The sequence below is a fragment of the Mangrovibacillus sp. Mu-81 genome (assembly GCF_036867415.1).
In the GTDB taxonomy this organism is placed as follows: domain Bacteria; phylum Bacillota; class Bacilli; order Bacillales; family Bacillaceae_B; genus Rossellomorea.
In genome coordinates, this window is the sequence record NZ_JBAJHU010000010.1 from 130043 (window position 1) to 153196 (window position 23154).

General features: G+C 43.4%; 24 protein-coding genes and 1 riboswitch. Of the genes, 11 read left to right on the forward strand and 13 right to left on the reverse strand.

Going from position 1 to position 23154, the window contains the following annotated elements:
• Positions 1-17: 17 nt before the first annotated feature.
• From V6B33_RS17770 to motA, 5 genes are all read right to left on the reverse strand, one after another.
• Positions 18-944: a pseudouridine-5'-phosphate glycosidase gene (locus V6B33_RS17770; RefSeq protein WP_334219060.1), complete on the reverse strand. Its 927-nt coding sequence runs from the start codon at positions 942-944 to the stop codon at positions 18-20.
• 26 nt (positions 945-970) lie between these two features.
• Entirely contained in the window at positions 971-2065 is a 1095-nt protein-coding gene (locus V6B33_RS17775; RefSeq protein WP_334219027.1) for a carbohydrate kinase, read from the reverse strand.
• A gap of 134 nt (positions 2066-2199) precedes the next feature.
• Positions 2200-3600: an alanine/glycine:cation symporter family protein gene (locus V6B33_RS17780; protein WP_334219028.1), complete on the reverse strand. Its 1401-nt coding sequence runs from the start codon at positions 3598-3600 to the stop codon at positions 2200-2202.
• A 261-nt stretch (positions 3601-3861) separates the two neighbouring features.
• On the reverse strand, positions 3862-4653 hold the full coding sequence (gene motB / locus V6B33_RS17785; protein WP_334219029.1) for a flagellar motor protein MotB: 792 nt from the start codon (positions 4651-4653) through the stop codon (positions 3862-3864).
• The gene (gene motA, locus V6B33_RS17790; protein WP_334219030.1) at positions 4640-5431 is read right to left on the reverse strand and encodes a flagellar motor stator protein MotA; all 792 of its coding nucleotides are present in this window, start codon (positions 5429-5431) and stop codon (positions 4640-4642) included. The genes motB and motA overlap by 14 nt, the downstream gene beginning before the upstream one ends.
• 222 nt (positions 5432-5653) lie before the next feature.
• Between motA and V6B33_RS17795 the strand changes: the two genes are divergently transcribed.
• The 5 genes from V6B33_RS17795 (at position 5654) to V6B33_RS17815 (ending at position 10143) form a co-directional block, all read left to right on the forward strand.
• On the forward strand, positions 5654-7135 hold the full coding sequence (locus V6B33_RS17795; RefSeq protein WP_334219031.1) for a methyl-accepting chemotaxis protein: 1482 nt from the start codon (positions 5654-5656) through the stop codon (positions 7133-7135).
• 140 nt (positions 7136-7275) lie between these two features.
• On the forward strand, positions 7276-7461 hold the full coding sequence (locus tag V6B33_RS17800) for a histidine kinase (protein ID WP_334219032.1): 186 nt from the start codon (positions 7276-7278) through the stop codon (positions 7459-7461).
• Positions 7462-7608: 147 nt separating this feature from the next.
• Positions 7609-8508, forward strand: coding sequence for an ABC transporter permease subunit (locus V6B33_RS17805; RefSeq protein WP_334219033.1), 900 nt, complete (start codon positions 7609-7611; stop codon positions 8506-8508).
• On the forward strand, positions 8508-9548 hold the full coding sequence (locus V6B33_RS17810) for an ABC transporter permease subunit (protein ID WP_334219061.1): 1041 nt from the start codon (positions 8508-8510) through the stop codon (positions 9546-9548). Before V6B33_RS17805 ends, V6B33_RS17810 begins: the two co-directional genes overlap by 1 nt.
• Positions 9535-10143 (forward strand): hypothetical protein, encoded by a 609-nt coding sequence (locus V6B33_RS17815; RefSeq protein ID WP_334219034.1) that lies wholly within the window; start codon positions 9535-9537, stop codon positions 10141-10143. Before V6B33_RS17810 ends, V6B33_RS17815 begins: the two co-directional genes overlap by 14 nt.
• Positions 10144-10534: 391 nt before the next feature.
• On the opposite strand, the gene V6B33_RS17820 is transcribed toward V6B33_RS17815, so the two are convergent.
• On the reverse strand, positions 10535-11431 hold the full coding sequence (locus tag V6B33_RS17820) for a helix-turn-helix domain-containing protein (RefSeq protein WP_334219035.1): 897 nt from the start codon (positions 11429-11431) through the stop codon (positions 10535-10537).
• Between the two features lie 170 nt (positions 11432-11601).
• Between V6B33_RS17820 and V6B33_RS17825 the strand changes: the two genes are divergently transcribed.
• A complete protein-coding gene (locus V6B33_RS17825; protein ID WP_334219036.1) occupies positions 11602-11757 on the forward strand; it encodes a hypothetical protein in 156 nt (51 codons plus the stop codon).
• A gap of 29 nt (positions 11758-11786) precedes the next feature.
• Here the strand turns inward: V6B33_RS17825 and V6B33_RS17830 are convergent, their stop codons facing one another.
• The 5 genes from V6B33_RS17830 to V6B33_RS17845 all read right to left on the reverse strand — a co-directional run bounded on the left by V6B33_RS17830 (position 11787) and on the right by V6B33_RS17845 (position 16098).
• A complete protein-coding gene (locus V6B33_RS17830; RefSeq protein WP_334219037.1) occupies positions 11787-12239 on the reverse strand; it encodes a hypothetical protein in 453 nt (150 codons plus the stop codon).
• Between the two features lie 16 nt (positions 12240-12255).
• Positions 12256-12813, reverse strand: coding sequence for a hypothetical protein (locus V6B33_RS17835; RefSeq protein WP_334219038.1), 558 nt, complete (start codon positions 12811-12813; stop codon positions 12256-12258).
• Positions 12814-12825: 12 nt separating this feature from the next.
• Complete coding sequence (locus tag V6B33_RS22130) at positions 12826-13398, reverse strand: MauE/DoxX family redox-associated membrane protein (protein ID WP_442915556.1); 573 nt, start codon at positions 13396-13398, stop codon at positions 12826-12828.
• Positions 13358-15142 carry an ABC transporter ATP-binding protein gene (locus tag V6B33_RS17840; protein ID WP_334219039.1) on the reverse strand — a complete coding sequence of 595 codons (1785 nt, stop codon included), beginning with the start codon at positions 15140-15142 and terminating at the stop codon, positions 13358-13360. Before V6B33_RS17840 ends, V6B33_RS22130 begins: the two co-directional genes overlap by 41 nt.
• A gap of 581 nt (positions 15143-15723) precedes the next feature.
• Positions 15724-16098: a DnaJ family domain-containing protein gene (locus V6B33_RS17845; RefSeq protein WP_334219040.1), complete on the reverse strand. Its 375-nt coding sequence runs from the start codon at positions 16096-16098 to the stop codon at positions 15724-15726.
• A gap of 251 nt (positions 16099-16349) precedes the next feature.
• Here V6B33_RS17845 and V6B33_RS17850 point away from each other — a divergent pair, with 251 nt between their 5' ends.
• Positions 16350-16517 (forward strand): hypothetical protein, encoded by a 168-nt coding sequence (locus tag V6B33_RS17850; RefSeq protein WP_334219041.1) that lies wholly within the window; start codon positions 16350-16352, stop codon positions 16515-16517.
• 56 nt (positions 16518-16573) lie between these two features.
• Here V6B33_RS17850 and hmpA read toward each other — a convergent pair whose 3' ends face one another.
• A complete protein-coding gene (gene hmpA / locus V6B33_RS17855; protein WP_334219062.1) occupies positions 16574-17803 on the reverse strand; it encodes an NO-inducible flavohemoprotein in 1230 nt (409 codons plus the stop codon).
• Positions 17804-17980: 177 nt separating this feature from the next.
• Between hmpA and V6B33_RS17860 the strand changes: the two genes are divergently transcribed.
• The gene (locus V6B33_RS17860; protein ID WP_334219042.1) at positions 17981-18436 is read left to right on the forward strand and encodes an RrF2 family transcriptional regulator; all 456 of its coding nucleotides are present in this window, start codon (positions 17981-17983) and stop codon (positions 18434-18436) included.
• 148 nt (positions 18437-18584) lie between these two features.
• Positions 18585-19817 carry an aminopeptidase gene (locus tag V6B33_RS17865; protein ID WP_334219043.1) on the forward strand — a complete coding sequence of 411 codons (1233 nt, stop codon included), beginning with the start codon at positions 18585-18587 and terminating at the stop codon, positions 19815-19817.
• A gap of 306 nt (positions 19818-20123) precedes the next feature.
• Here the strand turns inward: V6B33_RS17865 and V6B33_RS17870 are convergent, their stop codons facing one another.
• Positions 20124-20699, reverse strand: a complete 576-nt coding sequence (locus V6B33_RS17870; RefSeq protein ID WP_334219044.1) for a DUF6944 family repetitive protein — start codon at positions 20697-20699, stop codon at positions 20124-20126.
• Positions 20700-20875: 176 nt separating this feature from the next.
• On the opposite strand from V6B33_RS17870, the gene V6B33_RS17875 reads away from it, so the two are divergent.
• Together V6B33_RS17875 and V6B33_RS17880 are read left to right on the forward strand one after the other, a co-directional pair.
• Positions 20876-22165, forward strand: a complete 1290-nt coding sequence (locus tag V6B33_RS17875) for an MDR family MFS transporter (RefSeq protein WP_334219045.1) — start codon at positions 20876-20878, stop codon at positions 22163-22165.
• A 510-nt stretch (positions 22166-22675) separates the two neighbouring features.
• On the forward strand, positions 22676-22804 hold the full coding sequence (locus V6B33_RS17880; RefSeq protein ID WP_071619527.1) for a YflJ family protein: 129 nt from the start codon (positions 22676-22678) through the stop codon (positions 22802-22804).
• Positions 22805-23001: 197 nt separating this feature from the next.
• Positions 23002-23103, forward strand: a riboswitch (purine riboswitch).
• Positions 23104-23154 lie beyond the last annotated feature (51 nt).

Consider the following 23154-nt stretch of genomic DNA (forward strand, 5'->3'; position numbering starts at 1 on the left):
AGCCCAGGTTCTGTTTATTAGACATGTGTTTTTTTCAGAGGTTCATATTTCACGGCAAGTTCTGCGCCTACCCGCGCATTGTTCTTCACAAGCGCGATGTTGGCAGTAAGACTTTTCCCTTTCGTCAGTTCTTTCACTTTCCCCAACAGGAACGGTGTAACTTCCTTTCCTGCTATGTTTCTTTCCCCGGCTTCTTCCAGTGCCGATTCTATGATCCTGTGGATCTCACTTTCTTCCATCGCATCTGCTTCCGGGATCGGATTGGCTATTACCACTCCTCCCCGCAGTCCCAGATCCCACTTTGTCCTTAAGAGGGCAGCAATTTCATCACATGAGTCCATTTGGACGGTCACATCGTAAGCGCTCTTTCTTGTGTAAAAAGCAGGCAGTGAGTCCGTTTGATAACCAAGTACAGGCACTCCTTTGGTTTCAAGGTATTCAAGGGTAAGCCCGATATCCAAAATTGACTTTGCTCCTGCACAGACGACCGCCACGCTTGTCTTGGCCAGTTCTTCAAGATCCGCCGAAATATCCATTGTTTGTTCTGCTCCGCGGTGAACACCTCCGATGCCGCCTGTCACGAACACGGCAATACCGGCAAGTTCGGCAAGAATCATCGTTGCCGCCACCGTAGTCGCCCCGTCTTTTCCAGAAGAAAGAATATATGGAATATCACGCCTGCTTGCCTTAATGACTCCTGATACCTGCCCTAAGTATTCGAGTTCTTCCTGCGACAGTCCGATTTTGATTTTTCCATTTAAGATCGCAATCGTGGCAGGTACAGCCCCCCGGTCACGGATGATATCTTCCACTTCCCGTGCCGTTTGTACGTTTTGCGGATAAGGCATGCCATGTGAGATGATCGTCGACTCAAGTGCGACGATCGCTTTGCCGTTTTTCCTTCCCTGTAAAACCTCTTCTGAGTATTCGATATATGCGTCCATTTTCATCATTTAACTCCCCATTCCATTTAATAATTCTGACTGTATTGCTGTTGAAGTTTCCCCTTCGTAAGGGAAGGGCTGACAGTGTGCGCAGACTGCAGGGTCAAAGATGAACAGGTGACTCCGATCCTGCAGGCACCGTCTGTGTCAGATCCTTTGATATAGCCATAAATAATACCGGCAACCATGGCATCTCCTGCCCCGGTTACGTCTACGACCTTCACTTCGGGAGGCAGGATGGCGCTTGCTTCCTTGTATACCGTGTAATAAATCAGGCCTTGATTTCCCCTTGTGATTACAACTCGTTCCGCCCCTCTTTGAGTGATCAGTTTGGCCGCTTTAAAAAGATCGCCTTCCGTTTCAATCTTCATCTCCAGATAAGCTTCAGCTTCTCCTTTGTTGCAAATGAACCAGGAGACTCCTTGCAGGGACGAAGGCAGCTTCTTCACTTTCGGAGCAGACACCGGGACGACGGTCATCGGAATCCCCTCTGTGTGACAGCGGCGGATGATATAGTGCAAAACGTCTGCAGGGAAATTGGTATCCAGCATCACCATTTCGGACGATGCAATCACTCCCCACTTTTTTTCGATGAAACCAATGTCAACGCTTTCATAAAGTTCCATGTCAGCCAGTGCAAACATCATTTCCCCCTGCTTGTTCAAAATCGCGGAATAAGTGCCTGTCGTCCCTTTGTATAATCCGATTGAGGCGGATACGTCTACATAATTTTTCGTCTGATTCAAAAGCCATTCACCTTCAGAATCATCCCCTACCACCGTCATCAGGCAGGATTGAAGTCCGAGCCGGCCGAGATTTTCCGCGATATTGCGGGCAACCCCTCCGCTCGCCTGACTGGAACCTGCCGGGTTGGATGTCTCCTGGATCAATTCATTGTGAAGTTGAAGCTTGCGGTCGATATTCGCACCGCCTATGCAAGTGACTCCCTTTTTTCCCGGAAGAACATATGCCCTCCCGAGGATCTTGCCCTCCTTTATCAAATTCGATATGTACCCGGCAACGGCTGACCGCGACAATCCGCTTTTCACAGACAGTTCCTGCTGACTCATGAACGGGTTTCCTTCAATTAAAGACAACAAAAGCTTTTCCTTCTCATTCACTGCCTTCACTCCTATAAAATAATTTATAACTTTTGTTAATATTCTAAACTTTTGTTTTATTCAGTACAAGAGAAAGAATTGCTGCAAATGAAAAAACAGCCTGCCGGGGTCTCCGGACAGGCTGTCATTAACGATTAATTGATTTCCTTATCTTTCTTTGCTTTACCGATATCCTTCAAATAGTACTGATCAGACGTAAAGAATTCGTTCGTCAAACTCTTCACTTCTTTGCTCAAGAGCAGGACGGCAATGATATTCGGGATCAGGATGGCGGCGAGTGCCAGGTCGAGGAACTGCCAAATTGTCCTGGCTGCTCCGACTGCCCCAAGCACAATGGCCACAACATAGACAACTTTAATGGCTTGTGCCGCTTTCCAGCCGAATAGAAATTCTGCCTGCTTCGCACCGTAAAAGACAATTACGATGATTGTGGAGAGGACAAAGAAAATCAGGGAAACCGTAACAAGAACGCCTCCGAATGATCCGAAGTATTGAGTGAATGCCTCAGTCGTCAGTGCAGAGGGATCATCCAATGCACCTTCCGCAGTCCATACACCGGAAGACAATACAACGAATGCCGTTGCCGTACAGACTATGAGCGTATCAATCACGATTCCCACGATCGCCCACAACCCTTGCCTTACGGGGTGATCGGTCTGCGCGGCAGCATGAGCGATCGGTGCCGTACCTAATCCTGCTTCATTCGAATACAATCCGCGTGCAAAACCCCAGCGGATCGTTTCCGCTATCGCCGCTCCCGCAAATCCTCCCATCGCGGACATCGGCTGGAATGCATTGCTCAGAATCAGGCTGAAGAAATCAGGAATCGCACCGAGATTCATGAACATGATTACAAGGGCTGCCCCCACATAGATGATGGCCATAAACGGGACGAATACCTCTGTCACTTTCCCGATTCGCTTAATCCCGCCGAACACGATGAGCACTACAATAAAGGCCATGATAAGACCTGTCACAAGTCCGTCCACATGAAACGATTCCTCAACAGTCGCTGCAACCGAGTTCCCCTGCACCATAACGCTCGGAATCAACTCAATCATGAGGGCAATGGCGAACCAGACGCCGAGCCATCTCATGTTAAGTCCTTTTGTCATGTAATACATCGGCCCGCCGACGAATTCACCTTTTTCATTCTTCTCGCGATATCGGACTGCCAGTACACTCTCAGAGAACTTAAGCGCCATCCCGACAAAGGCGATAAACCACATCCAGAATACCGCACCGGGTCCGCCGAACATGATGGCTGCAGGGACCCCGACGATATTCGCCGCCCCGATTGTAGACGACAGTGCCGACGTCAACGCTTGCAGCGGAGTAACCGTCCCTTCCCCTTTCGGCTTCTTTTTACTGAATACACTTCCGATCGTCTGTTTGAATATGTACAGTGGATAACGGAACTGTATGAATTTTAACAGAAACGTCAAATACAAGCCTGTACCCGCGAGTACGATGATTAAGGGCGGTCCCCATAACCAGGCTGAAATGTTTCCTATGATGTCATAAAAATTCTCCAATCGAACTCCTCCTCAAGTTATGTAGATCTAGTGTCTAAACGTCAGATCATTTCGTCGAACAAATATGTATGGACCCATCAGGCATAAAATATATATCGTTATTATTTCTGAAAATTTAGACACTTATTCTATTAGTGTTTTCTTTCATTCCCTGAATTTACGCGTGTGAAACATCTAAAGAAAGATCTACAATGCAAAATAAAAAAGACCCAAAACTGCTTTCAAGGCAGCTCCAGGTCCAACACCTTCCATTATTCACTTCTAGTCGGTCACCCTTGGCAGGATCAACACTTCCACTCTGCGGTTCAATCCCCGTCCTTCAGCAGTGCCATTGTCCCCGACAGGTTCAAACTCACCGAAGCCCTTTGCACTGAACCATTGCGGGTTCAGTTCCTGATTTTCCAGAATGATCTTCATAAAGTTCACTGCGCGCATCACGCTCAGCTCCCAGTTGGAATCAAACTCTGCGTTACGGATCGGCACATCGTCCGTATGCCCTGAAATGATGATATTCCTTGGCGGGTTCATTACCAGAAGCTCAGACAACTCTTTCGCCACATTCAGATCGGCACTGTGCACAACAGCCGATCCCGAATCAAAAAGGACATTGTCGCGGATCGTGAGCAGCAAACCTTCATCGGTCAGCTTCGTAACAAACTGAACTTCGAGGTTATTCGTCTTGATATATTCATTGACTTTCTTCTGGATTTCTTTTAATTCCTCTTGATCTTTCAGAAACGCCTGACGTTCGATTTCCTCTTTATCAAGATCAGCCTTTTCCTTCTTCTCTTCCTTCTCTGCACCGCTTGACTTCACTTCCCCATCACTCGGCGGCTGGGTTTCCCCGGGACTGGGATTTTCCATGATCCCCGTGCCGCCGGTGAACACTTCGTTAAAAGCTTGGGACAGCTCCTTGAATTTCTGAGCATCCACTGAACTTGCAGCATAAAGCACAATAAAAAGTGCCAATAAAAGAGTGAGCAGATCTGCGTAAGGAATCAGCCAGGATTCGTCCATATGTTCATCTTCGTGTTTCTTTTTACGCCGTCTCATTTTCCTCCCCCTTCAGCAGCAGCAGCCGGTCACTTGCCGGTAAATAGGAGGCAAGCTTCTGCTCGATGACCCTTGGGCTCTCTCCTTCTATGATGGAAAGAATGCCTTCTACCATCATCATTTTCAATTGCACTTCACGCTTTGATTTACGCTTCAGTTTATTGGCAAACGGATGCCATAATACATAACCGGTGAAAATCCCCAGCAGGGTGGCGATAAAGGCTGCGGCGATCGCGTGACCCATCTCTTCGGTATTCTCCATATTGCCCAGTGCTGCAATCAATCCGATAACGGCCCCAAGCACCCCCAGTGTCGGGGCATATGTCCCCGCCTGAGAAAAGATGGAAGCCCCTGCACTATGGCGATCCTCCATCGCATCGATTTCTTCATGCAGGACATCCCTGATATAATCGGCACTCTGGCCGTCGACAGCGAGGGAAAGTCCATCCTTCAGGAATTGATCTTCTACCTCCTGCGACTTTGATTCGAGGGCAAGAAGTCCTTCTTTACGTGCAACATCCGCAATCTCCGAGAAGTACTGGATGATTTCTTTCGGATCCTGGACCGATTGTTCTTTAAAGAGCATCCCGAATAACTTCGGGACTTTTTTAATTTCATGTGTTGGAAATGCGATGGTGACGGCCGCGGCCGTTCCAAGCAGAATGATCAAAATAGCTGCGGGATTAAACAAGGCAACAGGACTTACGCCTTTGAAAAACATCCCCGCCCCAACGGCGATCAAGCCCATAATGACACCAATTACTGACGTTTTATCCATCTTTTGCTCCACCTTACTCTTTGTAGTAGTCTACTTCTACTATCGGACAGAACGACTGTTTATTTAAGCGTTTTTTAAAAGGCCCGTCCCTCGCAGCTTTAAAACATCGAAGAACGGGATTTGAATCAAAAATATTTCCATATATAGAATAAAAGTTATGTTTTTCAAACCGATATATAGAGGAAGAGGAATTTATATTACATATTGAAGGAGAGAAACAATGTGACACCAGAGCAAATGAAGATTTCTGATACGAAGCGTAAAAATGTCCTGTTACTGATTACCTATTCAGTAAGCCTGCTTGCAGGTCTGATTTATTCCATCATGAACCAGTCGGGCATCATACCGGTTTCGGTATTTGCTTCGCAGATGATCCTGCTGGCGGTCTTTTTCATCACTCTGCAGCTCATCATGAAAAAGCCCCAGCTGTATGTATATTTCAGCATCCCGACCATTTATATTATCATGCTGATCTGGCTGCTTACAGATGGATCGAATGCCAAAAACATGGTGATTCTGACCCTTATGGCTGTCCTGTCCGCCATCCATTTTAAAACGATCATATTCAGTATCGGCTATGCTTCAGGCCTCATCATCCTTGTGCTGAACAACGTCTTTGCCCCTGCTGATGATGTACTGTTCAATGAGCTGTTCCTTCCTGCTGTCCTTACTTACCTGCTGGTGGGAATCGTGCTTGGCGTCGTCATCCATTTAAACAGGAAGCAAACGATCCAGCTTCAGGAATTCCTCAACAGGACAGAAGGTGAAAACAAGAAAAAAGATGAACAGAGAGCTCTGTTTGCAAAAGAGCTGACGACCATCTCGACAAGTATCAAGCAGATCAATGATCAAATCCAGATCCATCTGATTTCTCAAAATGAGATGAAAACAGCCGTGAATGAAATTTCTGCCGGCAGCCAGACTCAAAGCGATAAGATCAACAACATCGCATCCGTTGCCGCCATGACCATGACGAAAATGGGGGATGTCACTCACTTCTCAAGCGACCTTGCGCTTCATTCTGACGATGCCAACCGTCTTGCCGTCTCAGGCAGCGAAAGGGTCACGTACCTCCATGATAATATGACAGAATTGAAAAACATCATCGAGGGACTGAGCAGCACCTTCAAGGAACTTACGAATAAAATTGAGGAAACCAACACGTTCATTGGAAGCATCCAGGACATCACCGATCAAACAAATCTGCTTGCATTGAACGCTTCGATTGAAGCCGCTCGCGCAGGAGATGCAGGAAGAGGCTTTTCAATCGTGGCTGATGAGATCCGCAAGCTTGCCGAAATTACAAGAAACACCGCAACCCGGATCAATGATAATTTATCTTCCGTGAACGAAGTGAACTCAACTGCCCTTGAGATTATGAATCTAAGTTCCACTAAGCTTCATGAAAACATGTCTGCAACGGGCGAAGTGACAGAATATTTCTCGACTCTTCGTGAAAAACTCGATGCCATTTCGAAAGAATTTCAGCGTCTTTCCTCTACGGCTGCTTCTGTAAAAGGGCAAACCGGTGAGGTCGAGCTTTCCACCAAAGAGCTCGCAGCCGTCATCGAACAATCCAGCGCTGGGCTGGAAGAGATCAGTGCGACAATTGAAACACTGAATCAGGACAACGAAACAATCGCCACCTACATCAAAGACACTGCTGAGAGTGCCGAACGGATCGAACACAGCATCAACAATTAAGGGGACACAGCAACAGTTCGTCAATAAACCGACGGACTGTCTTTTTGTGTGATTTCATACCGCCTTGTCATCGGATTGTAGATATTTCAGCACGAATAATGTGTTAAACTGAAGGCAGCAGAACTAAAGGAGTGGCGTTTTTGAAAAGAAGACTCATCATTACGATCCCGATCATGCTCGTCGTGTTCCTGGTCGCGAACTCATATCTTGGCAAAGCCTATACAGAAGTCCCTGAAGGTACCAGAATCCTGATTGTGCTCGGCGGAACGTTATTATCGGGAATCATCTCTTACTTTCTATTCAAACCGGATGGGGAAAAATCATAATGAAAAGCCCTGCTCTCCCCTTTGAGAATAGGGTTTTTCTTTTGGGAAATTTTATGTATATTGTAATAATTTTATAAATATTTTGTAATTTTTGTCATAAATCATTATAATCTATTCATACTTACACAATCTTTACAGGGGGAATGAATGATGAGGACATCGAGATACTTGGCCTTACCGGCTCAGTTTTTACTTACGTGTGCGGGTCTGTTTCTTTTCAGCGGTGCGGGAGTACTGCTCTCTTATGACAGTGAACTGGTGATCATGATGGGGAAGTATATTCACACGCTTCGTGAAATTATCTTACAATTATTGAATCCTTCTTCCATCATCATTGAAGTGGGGGGAACCCCGGCTCCAAAGAAATACCCGATTTATCCGCTGTTCTTTCAGCTATTCAGCTACTCTTGTCTTCTATTATTTCTTGCATTTCTGGCAGCAGCCTTGATTTCCACACTTCTAAGTTATCTATTCATGTTTCTGCCAAAGAAAGTATACAGGCTCTGTTTAAAACTCATGGACTTACTAGATTCTTTGCCGGATGTACTCATCATCGTCTTCATACAGCTTTTTATCATCTGGTTTTTCAAACAAACACACATCTTATTGTTTGATATTTATACTTTAGGCGAGGAAAAAGTTTATTTACTTCCCATTATTTGTTTAGCAATCATGCCTATTGCTTTTTTAACCAAGAACTTTCTATTCCAACTCCGGGAAGAAGAAGATAAGCCTTATGTCGAATATTCTTTTTCCAAAGGGTTTTCTAAAGCATACACGATCTGGGTGCATCTGTTCAGGAATGTTTGGATTCACTTTTACTACCACATCAAGCCGATTTTCCTTCTTATGCTTTCAAATCTCCTGATAATCGAGATCCTTTTTAATATCAACGGATTCATGAATGTCCTGTTGGATGTATCGCAGCGGCAGCCGAGCGCTTTTTTCCTTGGCATGCTGATGATTTACATCCCGTTTTTCATTGTATTCAGCCTCGGGTCCCTGCTATTGAAAAAATGGCTTCCCGATGAGGAGGTGCTGTCTTGATGAACTTCCGCTCTTTACGGTTATGGATACCGATTTGCTTTCTATTGATTCTGTTGGCAGGGAGTTTCATCCTTCCTTACACTCATCCACAGTTATTTGAAGAGGGCCCGCCTTATATGAAAGATGAAGAGACCGGTAGATTAACCGCCTCCCCTCCTTATACGCCTTCGGAAATGGCACCGATGGGAAGTGATAAATTAGGAAGAAATGTCTTTTTCGTACTGATTGAAGGTGCTAAATATACACTGCTGTCGGCGATAGCGATTGCTTTGATCCGCATGTCAGGGGGATTCCTTTTTGGCTTGGTTTATGCATTTCTTCCCAGTTGGATCCGACAGGTCTTTAAAGGTCTCGGTGATACATTTAATTTCATCCCGCTTGCCATCATAGGCTTCGTGCTGTTAACTCCCTTGCAGCGCGCATTTGAGGCAGGATCACTTTATTCCATGAAATTTCTTTTCATTCAGATCATCGTGATTTCTATCATCGTCATACCTTCACTCGGAATGTATATCGGTGAAGAAATGAGAGAATTTCTTAAGAATGATTTTATTACGGTCTCACGGCAGATAGGTGCCGACAGATTCTTCATTATTAAAAGACACCTGCGCCCCCAGTTCAGCCGCCATGCCATCGTAATGTTTTCTGAACAATTGTCACAGACCTTGTATTTACTCATTCAACTTGGCATCCTGCACATCTGCCTGGGTGGTCTCAGAATTGCTGAATTTGGCATCATGGAACACCGCCCCGAATATTTCTCATTCATAAACGATTGGGCTGCAACCATGAGCATCAATATCTATCAGATCCATCTCTATCCTTGGCTCCTTTTATTTCCGCTTACTTTCTTTGCGGCAGCCATTTATTGCGTGAATGAAATCAACTCGGTAGTAAAAGAAGTATTTTTAGAAGGAAAAGCGTTGAGAAAACGGAAGAAGAAAATCGTAGCACAGGATTCAGTGCCTGCTGGGATTGACCATCCGTTCACCCTTACCGGCCATGGAAGTCAAAAGGAGAATCATCATGAGACGATATAAGCTGACCATGACTCTCGTGATTCTAAGCGGCCTCCTGCTGTCAGGCTGCAGAATCGATTGGGCCGCTGAACCGAAACTTAAAGCTAATCAGAATGCGGGGAAAGTCGTTAAACTGGACGGGAAGGTGAATTTAAAATCCCTAGAACTGGTCATCGAAGGAACGACCAACCTCCCGAAAAATGCTGTGATTTATGCAAGTATCAAAGAATACGGCGATCTTTCAAGCAAATACGGCTCCATCATCCGCTGGCAGGCGGAAGCAAGTACAGAAATCACTGCTGAAGGCATGGGAACAGTTGACAAGAACGGGAATTATGCAATCACTCTTCCCAGGAAGGACCATTCAAAACGATATCTATTGGAAGTCATGTTCAACCCAAAGCTGCAACCCTTGAAGATACAGGAAATATACGGTATAGAGGGGGAGAACATGGCGCTTGTAAATGGCATGTCGAAGATAGACGTTAGAGGAGAGACGGTTACAGTGCTCACCCGTGTAGCACCGATCGTCAGCATCACAGACCCGAACGGTAACGACATCGCATGGGGATTGAATGAATCGATGTTCCAAACCAAACCTAAACCGATCAAATAGTGAGTAATAGTATTCACAGAAAGCAGCCTCCTCTAGGCACTTCCAGCGGAGGCTTTAGCGTTTTACAGCAGCTTCCTCTCAATCTTCTGATTATATTAAAAAACAGAGCTGTTCGTCTTCACCCTTCCCTTTGAAACACGGAGTTGAATCTCACCATTTTTTCATTGAGGCTGCGCTTCAGCTCTTCTTTTTCTTAATCATCCTCACAGAAGCGGATGAGATCCTCGATCCTCATCATTTTTTCTTTATAACCATTTCTTCTGTGGAATAACTGGTATTCTTCATTATTCAGCGAGCCATACGGAGAGCAGGCGGTATCGATAAGTCATCGTCCAGATTCTGAGGATTTTTGATTATCAGTTTAATTAGATTCGTTCTTTTTAAACGCCGGTTACCTGCCCCCACTATTCCTCTTCACAACCTCAACCTGATCGTCCGTCATCTCAATAAAAACTCTATCTTCTATCAACTGAGCCACCATCTTGGCTTTTTCGAAATTGTCCAGTGAAAGCTGATTTTCAGATTGGTCTCTATAAATTCTCCCCATTTGAAAATATAACTCCCCCATGCCATACAAAATTCGGTTTTCCTTACATTCTTTTATTCCCCGTTGTGCGTAGTGGAGAGAAGAATCAAGTTGATCATTTAAATACAATACACGTGAATAATTGTAGTACACTTTTATTAAAAGAACTTTGTCACGAATGATTGGCAGCTGCTTTAAGTAAGATAATATGTCGTTAAAAAGATTTTTAGCTTCCTTATATTCCTTTTCTTCTGTATAGATATTGGCTTTTGTCAGACACATTTCGATTTCCTTTTCAGAGTGACTTTTCACTGTTGTCTGTTTCATACGGAGAGCTTCGTCCAATAATAGAATGGCATGTTTATAATTGTGATGGACCTTATACATATAAATGGCCTCATACCAAAGTAAAGTTTGTTTATTTCTAAAATGCTTAAACAGAGGGTTATCTTTCTCATACTCAACAATGTCTTTCAAACGATCATATTTTTTCATTTTTAGAGCTTCACTTAATTGAAGCATAACCTCCTGGACATAATCCATGCGGGATACATAGATGCTTTCCAGAAAATAATTAATATCAATACCCAACCTCATAGATAGACGATACAGCAAGTGGGCCGAGGGTGAAATGTCACCGCTTTCTATCCTGCTGATAAACGATTGACTGCAGATGTCTTTGCAAAGTTCCTGCTGAGATATACCAAAATGTCTTCTAAGCTCTTTGATTTGTTCACCTATTCTGCCTTCTGTTACGTTCATATTAGCCTCCCGAAAATATTACTAAATTCATATTTCTCTAAACATAAAGGAGATTCCTTCTGATAAACTTATAAAAAAATAAATTAATAATCCATTTCACCTAATCCTAAAGTTTTATAATTGTGTTAATATTTGTATTATCTTGATGGATAAAGGGGACAAGAATCATAATGAAAAAAGGTCTAATATCATTACTATTGATGAGTAGTTTCTATTTTGTATCTAATACCGGCATTTTAATGGCACAAGAACCTGATGACCAGGCTGCAGCAAGTTCGGTTGTAATCCCTGATGGGGACAAGGATGATCCTGGAACACTGGAATAATGAAAAAAAGCATCCACCGTCGGATGCTTTTAATTTTCCATCGAAGCTTTGGCTTTATTGATTTGATATTCAGAAACCTGGACCAGACCAATGACCTCCGACTCTCCTGAGCATTCCTGCAAGGAGATAGAACCACTTTTTTGCTCGATGCTGCCACACGTGGTATTCACCGTTTCTTCTCCTTCACCGTTCTTTAACGAGTAGAATAAAACGTCACCATCAAACTTCAATTCATTTAAACTTACCTGAAGGTTGAAAAAGTTGGATAGCGTCACTTGAGATTCCTTGCTTTCTTGTACGTCCTCAATAAAACGCAGCAGCTTGTCCAGATTCTCCACTTTGCCTTCTTCATTCACAATAACATCTCCATTATCAGCAGCTTCCTCGAGGGTGTATTGTTTCTCTTTCTCGGTCGTTTCACTCGAGCATCCAGCCATTAAAAGCCCTCCTGTTAGTAAACAAATAGCTAATTTTTTCAACATTCTCCCCCCTTTGTCATCAAGCAGTCTCCTGTATCATTGGAGAGTCCACTAATTCATTGACTTCTTTCATACTTCCCGCTTCTCCGTAATTGATTATTTTACGCTGCTCATCTATCAAGATCCCATATGGCAGACTCGGGATACTTAAATCCCCGAACAGCGCATTATCCAAAATCATTGGAATACCACTTTCTTTTAGGATGTGAAAATATTTCACATGGGAATTATCTTCATCCTTCATCGAAATTACTGTAACATCTGTTTGCTGCCTTGAATTGAATTGATGCAAATTCAAAAGGACATCCTCACATGCATGACAGGTGGGTGATACGAATATAAAAAGATTGTGCCCTTTTTCACTGGTAGTGTCTATCATGTCAGGTGTTGTGATTGACTTAGCCTTGTATTTGGGAAATAGCTTTTCGACGGTAAGTCCACCCTTTGCCCGTCTTTCGATTCTATCTACTTTTCTTATGTACTGTCCCAATAGTTTAAGTGTTTGATAGAACATGATAAGTAAGATGGCAATTACTGCCCACTGAATGATATACGCTGTGACCCAAGATTGTCCCATTCGACCACTCCTTTATTTTAGATTGAACACCTTTTTGTATTCAATCAGTTTTAATGCGGTAATAGTGATCAAAACGAATAAGCTAGATGAGAGAACCGTCGGGATAATCGTGTTAATCGTATAGTAGTGTTCATTAGTGAATGCCTCAACAATTAACAAACAGACTATCAAGAAAATATTTCTGCCCACACTCTTCCATGTTATCGTATGATTCCCTATTAACCCACCACACCCACAATTCAGGTTCTTATCCCCTTTTCTCAACTGGTGGACCATTGCACAGGTATAAGTAATCAGCATGATTAGACCAATAATGACAGCTATTTCATGTCCTTTCCCAATAAGTAAACATAAACTAATAGAAACTTCCAACGCTCCAAGAGTAATCGCGGCTGGTTTAATCAAAGCTGAATGGATTATTCGGTAATTCTTTATTGACGCTACATGCCTGTGAAAGCGCAGAAACTTATCAATACCCGTTGAAAGAAAAAGAATGGACATTAATATAGCACAGTATAAAGATATTGATTCCACTTCCTCACTCCTATGCGTACCACTTTGCCTGCATATTAAATAATCGGGCATATTCAGAATCGTTGCCCATTAATTCATCGTGATGCCCCATTTCCACAAGTTCTCCATTTTTCATCACCAGGATTCTGTCGGCAATTCTTGCTGAAGCCATCCGATGCGAAATATAAATGGTCGTTTTCTGCTTTGACAACACTTCAAATTGCTTGAACACTTCGAGCTCTGCTTTAGGATCTAGAGCAGCTGTCGGTTCATCCAGCACAAAGATCTGCCCATTTTTAAATAATGCTCTGGCCAACGCTATTTTCTGCCATTGTCCCCCTGATAAATCTTCCCCTTCAAATAGGATTTTTCCCAGGATCGTTTCATACCGCCTTTCATACCTTGATACGAATGAATCCACTCCTGTTTGTTTCGCTACATCAATCATTTTCAGCTCATTCTTTGCATCTTCTTGTAAGCTGATCGTGATATTATCCTTTACACTCATATTGTATTTCATAAAGTCCTGGAAGATCACAGTAAGATTCTTAAATAACTCCTCTTGCTTTATATCTTTTATGGATACACTATCGAAGAATATCCCACCCCTACTAACCGGGTAAAGCCCCATCAGGCATTTAACCAGGGTCGTCTTACCAGAACCATTTTCTCCAACTATGGCAATTTTTTCGCCAGGCCGGATTATAAATGATACATTACTTAATACATCTCTTTTACTATGAGGGTACGTGAATGAAACATTCTTGAATTCTATACCTTGGCCCATGCTCGATGGGAAATCCTTTTCTCCCCTGGCTATCTTCATACTGGGATCTTCAAACTCCAAGAATGAGAACAAATCTTGTATATTTAAGAATTCATTGAAAATATTCGCCACTTTGATTGATAAATCAGTTATTGTATTCTGGGTCCCTTGAACAGCCTGCATCACACCTACAAAGTCACCAATTTTCAACGTGGTTGTCTTCAATAGCCTGATCAAGAAGAAGGCATTGAATACGTAAATGATGGCTGTGAATAGTTGCAACCCTAAATGAGCAAGCTCGCGTCTCTTTGACAAGTCAAAGATCTTCTTATTGTTCTCAATAAATAATCGGCTCCATCTATCCAAAAGGTGATTCTTCAAATTAAATAACCTGATTTCTTTTGCACTCTCCCGATCATTTAACAACGCAGATAGATAATGCGCCTCTCTGATTGAGGGAGTCTGATAACGTAATAACCGAAACTGCTTATTCCCGTATTTTCCCTGTACAACAAGAACAGGAATCGCCATCAAAGTACTTGTAAAGGCCAACAGCCAATGAACCTGAATGAGAAATACGAAGAAAGAGATTAACGTGATGACGTTTTGCCCAATATCCAGCACCGCTCGAATCGGACTCATCATCCTCTCACCTGAATTACCCATGACCCTGTCATGATGATGGTGAAATTCTGTATTATCATAATAGTATAAGGGTACCGATGCAGCCTTATTAGAAATTTGTTTTTCTAATTTATAGTCAAGTTTCTGTTCAATCTTAAGGTCAAAGATCTTCATCAAGTTGATGACAGCCGATTGAAAAAAGAGCATGCCAAACTGTAACAGCAATAACCAAATAACTGAACGTAAGCCTTTACTCTCATTATCAAAATACAATGTGATTTCATTAATAATATTTTGGATCAACAAAACAGAAACAATAGGTATTAAGCCTAATACGATTCTTACGAGAAAGGAAACGATAATCCAGCTTTTTCCCGTTTCCCAAACTAATGTGAGAGCTTTCTTCACAAAATGGAATTGCGTCACTTTCATCACCAAGATTCTATTATTACTTAAATTATGCCGACCTGATCAGGCCGGCATAAATTGTCTCTTCTATTACACACGTACACATTTGCAAGTTTTTGTTCCATCAGAGAATGTTAGACATTCATAAACGTAACCACACGCACAACGCTCATCGTAGCAAGGGACCTTACTTGGTCCGCCGCTTAGTTTGGTAGCAAGCTTTTTCAGCATAATGACACCTCCTCTAATATAATTTGTACTTACAAGACGAGTATATATATTTTGCTAATAGTGTGAATTTTCCGTATGTTGAACTTAGACACTTGATTTGTATAATTTTAGACATGTTCCACTCAATTTCTTCAGGAAATATGAAGATAGTAATAATTAGTGAAGAAAAGGTAACGGGTTAGCTAGTTCATAAAACATTGCATGCCACCTATTTTTAGGAACCAGATCCCCCTCGAATCTAATTTTATCTACCTCTACGTCTTTTAACTCCAAAGATATAGAAAGATGGAGGTGTTTTAGTTACACGACTTTTTGAAATGTTAACAGACATAACGAAACCCCCGCTCATACACACAGCGGGGGTGATTTTATAAAAGCTTACCTTCAATCTTCTGTTCATAATTTTTAAAAACGGAGCTGTTCGTTTTCACTCTTTTCTTCGACAACATCGAATTGTATCTCACCATTTTTTCATTTAAATTCCGCTGAAGCTCTTCCTTCTCCATGTCATCTTCACAGACACGGATGAGGTCTTCAATCCTCATCATTTCTTTCTTCATATCCATTTCTTCAGTGGTATAACCGGCATTCTTCATCATCCGGTGTGCCATCCGCAGAGCAGGCGGTATCGACAGATCATCATCCAGGTTAAGCGGTTTTCCGTAGCCCGGCAGATTATCAAACTCACCATCTTCTTGCGCCTTCTTGATCCGTTGTTCAGAAACAATCATCGAAAAATCCATGTAAAACCCCTCCTGTGAGAATTCAGTGGGTCTGGCTGATCATTCAAAGTCGTCCTGCTGACCACTTGTTACTATTAGTGTATACGAATGTCACCCTTTTGATCTGGACAATTTTTGACGAAAAAGCAACATCGGTTGACTGAGCGTTCAGTCTGCACCGGTCGCCACTCTTTACCAGCATTCCACCCGCACATAATTTCATTCTTCATGGAAAAACTACCGATAGGATATCATGAAAGGAGTGTTTTCATATGGCACGCGGAAAATCATTTGAAGCAAAGAAAAAGGGACATCCCGGAAACTTCCCGAAAAACAGCACCACCGAACAGCATACAGAAAAACCTGCTGGCGACGAAGAACTGATTGTCACTCAGGAGGCTTTTAAAAACAGAGTTGATCATGACGAGCATCGATTTTAATAAGAAACAAGCATCAGGGAAGGTTCTGATGCTTGTTTTTTTAAGTGATTTTTACTTTATACTCTTACTTTTTCTTTCTCATCGACAGAAGATAAGTCCATTGCCGGCCCGAAGAATTCAAAGTTGATTTTGTCTTCTGGAAGACCGATTTCTTTTAACGTTATGATGACGGCTTTCATGAACGGTGCAGGTCCGCATACATAGCATTCCGTGTCACTGTCTACATATGCTTCCAGAATTTCTTTGTTCACATAACCTGAGAAGTGGCAGAGGGATACATTGTTTGGATTTTCCAGGATATAACATGCATCTCCATTTTCAAGCTCATCCATCAATTCATCGATATCACTTCTGAATGGTTGAACACCTTCATTCTTACTCGCGTGAATGAATGCAGCCGGACGATTTGGGGTAGTCTGAGCAATCGTCTCAAGCATACTCATCATCGGCGTGATCCCAACACCTCCTGAGATGAGCGCAACCTTAGTACCGGATTTTTCTTCATTCAAGTAGAAATCGCCTGCAGGTGCACTGACTTCGATTGCGCTTCCCACTTCCACACCATCATGCAAGTATGTTGAAACGATTCCGTTCGGATCGAACTCTGCTTCCTTTTTCACCGAAATTCGGAAATATTCTTCTTTATGTCCGCTTGATAAGCTGTACTGGCGAATATGTGTATTCACCTGACCAGGGATCGTCACTCGTACTGAAATGTATTGACCCGGATGATAAGAAGGTACTTTTTCACCGTCCTGAGGTTTAAGATAGAAAGATGTAATAACGTCGCTTTCTTTTACTTTCTTAGCCACAACGAATGGTTTGAAATCCCTGAAGCCAGCTTGTTTCTGCTCCGCTTCCACATACATCTGCTCTTCCACATCGATGAATACCCCGGCAATCACACCGTATGCGTCTGCCCAGGCTTGGATGATTTCATCCGTGGCAGCGTCCCCAAGTACTTCCTTGATCGCCCCGAGTAAATGTTCACCTACGATGGGGTAATGTTCAGGCTTGATTCCCAGACTTCTGTGCTTATGAGCGATTTGCTTCACTGCAGGTAATAATGCCTCTAATTTATCAATATTTTGGGCAGCTGCATAAACCGTATTCGCCAAAGCTGTTTGCTGTCTTCCTTTTTTCTGATTGACATGATTGAAAATATTCAACAGCTCCGGATGAGCCGCAAACATGTTTTTATAAAATACAGATGTAATTTCCGTCCCTTTTACTTCCAAAACCGGCGCAGTAGATTTCACGATATCAATTGTTTTTTGTGATAACATCATTCAGTCACCTCTAAAAGATATATTTTAAATACATCTTTAACTTACACCCAGACATCGATTAAAACAATATTGCTGATACTTCTTTAACAGATTAGACACAATTGCATACCTTTTTTAGACACAAACTTGCCGGATTAGTATAATGTAACCATAGGAAGGAATAGGTGAACCCATATGAAATTAACTCTTTACACCGACTATTCACTGAGAGTCCTCATCTATCTGGCTGCAAAGCCAAAGGATGAACTCTCTACTATAAAAGAAATTGCTGACGCCTACCAAATTTCAAAAAACCACCTGATGAAGGTGACGTATGAATTGGGCAAAATGGGCACCATCGAAACCATCCGCGGCAGATACGGAGGCATCAAGCTTGCCAAGGAACCTGCCGACATCAACATCGGGAAACTTGTCCGGAAAACCGAGGAAGACTTCGAACTGGTGGAATGCTTCGGCCAACACAACAGTTGCGTAATTACACCGGTTTGCGGCCTGAAGCACGCACTGGCCAAAGCACTGAACGCCTATCTTTCTGTCCTTGAAGGCTACACACTCGCGGACCTCGTCAGCAACCCGATGGATTACCGTATGCTCTTTCAGGAACAGCAACATAGAGAAATCGATCGTTGACCGCCCCCTGTTAATGGCAGGGGTTTTTTTATTGGTTCACGCAAAGTCGTGCATCGTCTATATATGTCGGTTGAAAACACTTGCAAAGCCCGGTGGCACTGATACAATTGAATTGTAATAGAACATTCTGACAAAAAGGAGAATACATATGTCCAACTTTCAAAAAAATCTTGAAAAGTATGCAAGCCTCGCAGTTCAAGTGGGAGTGAACGTTCAAAAAGGACAGACACTTGTCATCAACACAACCATCGATGCTGCAGAATTTGTCCGTCTTGTGGTGAAAAAAGCCTATGAAGTAGGTGCAAAGCATGTTTACGTGAACTGGAACGATGATTTCGTGAACCGCACGAAATACGATCTTGCCCCTGATGAGGCATTCCAGGAATTCCCGCAGTGGAAAGCCCGTGAAGTCGAGGAGCTGGCTGAAGGCGGAGCTGCATTCATGAGCATCGTATCTTCTAGTCCGGACCTACTGAAAGGCGTCGATCCCGAACGTATTTCGAACTTCCAAAAGGTTGCCGGTAAAGCAATGTCCAAGTACCGTCAGTTCATTCAGTCCGACAAAGTCAGCTGGTGTGTCCTTGCAGCTCCTTCTAAAGACTGGGCTGCAAAAGTATTTCCTGACGCATCTGCAGATGAGCAAGTGGACTTACTATGGGATGCGATCTTCAAAGCGGTCCGCGCAGACCAGGCGGACCCTGTTCAAGCCTGGAAGGATCATGATGCAGCACTTCATGAAAAGGTAGAATACCTGAACGAAAAGAACTACCAAAAGCTGCACTACACTGCCCCTGGAACAGATCTTACAATCGAGCTTCCTAAAGGCCACCTTTGGGTAGGAGCAGGAAGTACAAACGAACAAGGTACTGAATTCATGGCGAACATGCCGACTGAAGAAGTGTTCACTGTTCCATTGAAAACGGGTGTAAACGGTACGGTATCAAGCACGAAGCCATTGAGCTACGGCGGTAACGTAATCGATAACTTTACGATTACGTTCGAAAACGGACGCATCGTTGATGTGAAGGCGGAAGAAGGCGAGGAAATCCTTAAGCGACTAGTCGACACCGACGAAGGGTCTCACTACCTTGGGGAAATCGCTCTTGTCCCTCATAAATCACCGATCTCTCAATCAAACGTGCTATTCTATAACACATTGTTTGACGAGAACGCATCAAACCACCTTGCAATAGGAAATGCATATGCATTCTGTATCGAAGGCGGAAAGAAAATGAGCCAGGAAGAGCTTGATCAGAACGGCCTGAACAACAGTATCACCCACGTAGATTTCATGATCGGTTCTGACAAAATGAACATCGACGGAATCAAGAAAGACGGTTCAAGCGAGCCTGTATTCCGCGACGGCGGCTGGGCATTTTAATTTCATATTTTAAAAATCCGGCAAGGTGTCCGCAGAGGCTGCCTTTCCGGATTTTTTTGACTTTTATGTAATGTGACGGTCTATCCGTCATCAAAGATGACCGATTTAACAATTTCTGTTCCATATTCGGTATAACCAGTCCTCTATTCTATGAGTCTTGGGCATTCATCGATGAGTTTTACATATTATTCACTGAGTTTTGAGTAGTATTCGATGAAAAACTTGCATTATTCTATGAGTTTCCGACATCATTCGCTCATTTTTCCATATACTTACAAAAATTAAACCAAATAAAGAGCATGCCCCTCACTCACCCGCTTCATACTCCTTGGTCAATGCCACCGCAGCCATTGTGGCACCGGCTGCTTGTGCATAGCTGCCAAATGCCGAAATTTGAAGACCAAGCTCCCTTTCCTCTCTCAATATAAAGGTTTCTCCAATTGCTTCAAGTGCTGCACCCAGCGACTGAATGGTATTTCCTGTTGTTAACAGCTTTTTAAATCTGGCATTTCCAATGTTTGCTCCATAAGCTTCCAATGCCGCTCCGACCGACTGGACACTATCACCGATCACATCCAAGTTCAAGCCTTCTATTTCTTCCTCTGAAAATTGAACCTCTGCCGCCTTGACATTCGTCATGTTGCCTGCAGCTTGAATCCAGTCACCGGTTATCCTGAATCGCTCCCCCTCAGATCCCCCTGATACCTTCTCTGCTCCCACTGCCTGCAATGAATTCCCAGCAGCTTCGAATCCATTGCCGATCGAAACCAGTCGAAAGCCTGCATGCTCTTCATTTACCAAAATGGTCTCGCCAATTGCCGCAATGACTGTCCCCAGCACTTGTATCCACGCGCCTGTCAGGAGAATAAGCTCACCGTTCACCTCCCATCATCCCTTCCATTTCCGATACAATACAGTATTCATATTCAGATGACTTCGTTTCTACCCAACGCTTTTTAAAAAATTTGTAAATTCCAGTAAATCCATCTTGTCTATTCCATTATATCGAGCTATGATATTCTAGTTCATCTATGATTTTCAAAAGGGGGGAGAAATAGATGAGAATTCGTGATTGGGACCGTAACCTGAAGGTTCGTCTGTTTGGGGAAGCAGCGATCAATATCACATTCTGGATATTCTTTCCGTTTCTTACAATCTATTTTACAGAGGCATTCGGAAAGCAGACGGCTGGACTATTATTGGTTCTTTCTCAAGTATTCGCGGTCGCGGCCAACCTGATGGGAGGTTATTGCGCCGACCGATTCGGACGGAAGACGATGATGGTGATTTCCGCTTTCGGTCAGGGGTTTGCATTTTTAATTTTCGGCTTGGCGAGCTCACCATGGCTTGATTCTGCACTAATCGGATTCATTTGTTTCAGTTTAGTGGGAGTTTTCGGTTCGTTTTACTGGCCGGCCAGTCAGGCGATGGTCGCAGATGTGGTCGATGAGAAGGATCGCAGCCACGTGTTCGCGATCTTCTACACATCCATCAACATAGCCGTGGTCGTCGGACCGATCCTTGGCGGCATATTCTACGTTCATTACAGATTCCAGCTGCTTTTGGCTGCTGCCGTCATCTGTATGGGCCTCGCATTTCTTTTATATAAAATGACGAGGGAAACCGCACCTGCCGATCACAGCAAGCTGCTCGTGACGGAAGGTAAAAAGAAAGCCTGGCACAGTGTCCTGAGTGATCAGTTCAAGGATTACAGCGTCATTTTCAACGATAAAACGTTCTTATTATTCATTCTTGCAGGAGTCCTGGTCGGACAGACATTCATGCAGCTCGACCTGTTGATTCCAGTCTATATTAAAGATGTCATGGATCAGGCTACCCTGTTCAGTATCGGTCACTGGTCATTGACGTTGGTGAGCGAGCAGATCTTCGGGCTTATCCTGTCTGAAAATGGATTCCTGGTGGCGCTTCTGACCGTTGTCATCACACGCTGGATCACCAAATTCCGGGAGCGGAATGTGTTCATCCTGTCATCCGTCATTTATGCCGTTTCAATCTTGATGTTCGGGCAGTCAAGCTCCGTCTGGATCTTCATTGCAGCGATGGCTGTCTTCACATTCGCTGAACTCATGACGGCAGGGATCCAGCAGAGCTTTGTCTCAAAGCTCGCGCCGGAACATATGAGAGGGCAATACTTTGCGGCGGCAAGTCTCCGTTTTACCATTGCAAGGACGATAGCCCCGCTGTCGATCACCCTCTCGCTCTATGTCGGTTATGACTGGACGTTCATCCTCCTGTCGCTGCTTGCATTGATCAGCGCAGGTTTGTTCTATGTCATGTTTGAGAGATTCGAGAAGGAAGAAATTGAATTGAAGAAGGCCGTTCAATAGGGACTTCAAGACGAAAAAAGGAATGAACCGCAATGGGTCATTCCTTTTCTTCATTCCTTACAGCCCCAAATCAAAACCATCCTCGGACTGCAGCGTATTTAAACAAAGGTGTCAGGTTGTTGGTGCCAAGTACAAATCCCTCTAATTGTGCCTGGTACAAAATCGCCAGTTGGTGCCAGGTACAATTACATCAATCTGTGCCTGGCACCATAACGCCTGATTGTGCCAGGCACCCCATAACGCGGTACTGCACAAGCAAAACCTCTCCAAAGAAATTCAACATTTTATAAAGCTAAGGGAAGAATTGTTTGGATTACTTTTTTTATAAAAAAATGAATTCTCCTCAAAAATAATTTTCAGAAAAGCCCGAATCCGAAAAATTCCCGCTCACCCCTTTAAACGAAAAAACTCAGATGTTACAATGTACAACCGTAAGCGATCTTATCGTCACTCTCTACCCGAGTTAGTCGGAGATTCCAATCAATACTAAGCAAAGAAAGGATGTTTCAGATGCATAGAGGAAGCAAAGGCTGGTACGTGGAAGAACTAAAAAAAGCAGGCGTACGCCGCTACGAGGAACGTAAAGTTGAATCATACAAAAAACACGTTCTTGCAAACCTGTTAGAACGTACTAAATAATAGAATGAGAGGGACGGGCCGCCGTTCCTAAGACCCGGTCTTAGGAATAGAGGCCCGTCCCTTTTTTCATGAGAATCTTCCCTTGCGAATTTTCTTAATTTAGTAGAATAGAAAGACTATTTCCATGTAAGCATTTTCTTTTAAAATAATCATTGTTCCGGACTTCCCGGCTATGTTAGAGTAAAAAACATATTTTATAAAATCTCATACGAATTCCTTATATAACGATGGTGATATGGACCATTAGTCTCTACCCGGCGCCCGTAAATTGCCGGACTATAAGGAAAGTCATTTCATTTATTTAAGATAAATGCATCCAGGCTTTCTTTATTGTTATCAGAGAAAGTCCG

Excerpts from the sequence above, each read along its gene's own strand:
- V6B33_RS17770 (WP_334219060.1), bottom strand. The coding sequence starts at position 944 with ATGGACGCATATATCGAATACTCAGAAGAGGTTTTACAGGGAAGGAAA.
- motB (WP_334219029.1), bottom strand. The coding sequence starts at position 4,653 with ATGAGACGGCGTAAAAAGAAACACGAAGATGAACATATGGACGAATCC.
- motA (WP_334219030.1), bottom strand. The coding sequence starts at position 5,431 with ATGGATAAAACGTCAGTAATTGGTGTCATTATGGGCTTGATCGCCGTT.
- V6B33_RS17805 (WP_334219033.1), top strand. The coding sequence starts at position 7,609 with ATGATGAGGACATCGAGATACTTGGCCTTACCGGCTCAGTTTTTACTT.
- V6B33_RS17810 (WP_334219061.1), top strand. The coding sequence starts at position 8,508 with ATGAACTTCCGCTCTTTACGGTTATGGATACCGATTTGCTTTCTATTG.
- V6B33_RS17815 (WP_334219034.1), top strand. The coding sequence starts at position 9,535 with ATGAGACGATATAAGCTGACCATGACTCTCGTGATTCTAAGCGGCCTC.
- V6B33_RS17820 (WP_334219035.1), bottom strand. The coding sequence starts at position 11,431 with ATGAACGTAACAGAAGGCAGAATAGGTGAACAAATCAAAGAGCTTAGA.
- V6B33_RS17825 (WP_334219036.1), top strand. The coding sequence starts at position 11,602 with ATGAAAAAAGGTCTAATATCATTACTATTGATGAGTAGTTTCTATTTT.
- V6B33_RS17830 (WP_334219037.1), bottom strand. The coding sequence starts at position 12,239 with ATGTTGAAAAAATTAGCTATTTGTTTACTAACAGGAGGGCTTTTAATG.
- V6B33_RS17835 (WP_334219038.1), bottom strand. The coding sequence starts at position 12,813 with ATGGGACAATCTTGGGTCACAGCGTATATCATTCAGTGGGCAGTAATT.
- V6B33_RS22130 (WP_442915556.1), bottom strand. The coding sequence starts at position 13,398 with ATGCCCGATTATTTAATATGCAGGCAAAGTGGTACGCATAGGAGTGAG.
- V6B33_RS17845 (WP_334219040.1), bottom strand. The coding sequence starts at position 16,098 with ATGGATTTTTCGATGATTGTTTCTGAACAACGGATCAAGAAGGCGCAA.
- V6B33_RS17850 (WP_334219041.1), top strand. The coding sequence starts at position 16,350 with ATGGCACGCGGAAAATCATTTGAAGCAAAGAAAAAGGGACATCCCGGA.
- hmpA (WP_334219062.1), bottom strand. The coding sequence starts at position 17,803 with ATGTTATCACAAAAAACAATTGATATCGTGAAATCTACTGCGCCGGTT.
- V6B33_RS17860 (WP_334219042.1), top strand. The coding sequence starts at position 17,981 with ATGAAATTAACTCTTTACACCGACTATTCACTGAGAGTCCTCATCTAT.
- V6B33_RS17865 (WP_334219043.1), top strand. The coding sequence starts at position 18,585 with ATGTCCAACTTTCAAAAAAATCTTGAAAAGTATGCAAGCCTCGCAGTT.
- V6B33_RS17875 (WP_334219045.1), top strand. The coding sequence starts at position 20,876 with ATGAGAATTCGTGATTGGGACCGTAACCTGAAGGTTCGTCTGTTTGGG.
- V6B33_RS17880 (WP_071619527.1), top strand. The coding sequence starts at position 22,676 with ATGCATAGAGGAAGCAAAGGCTGGTACGTGGAAGAACTAAAAAAAGCA.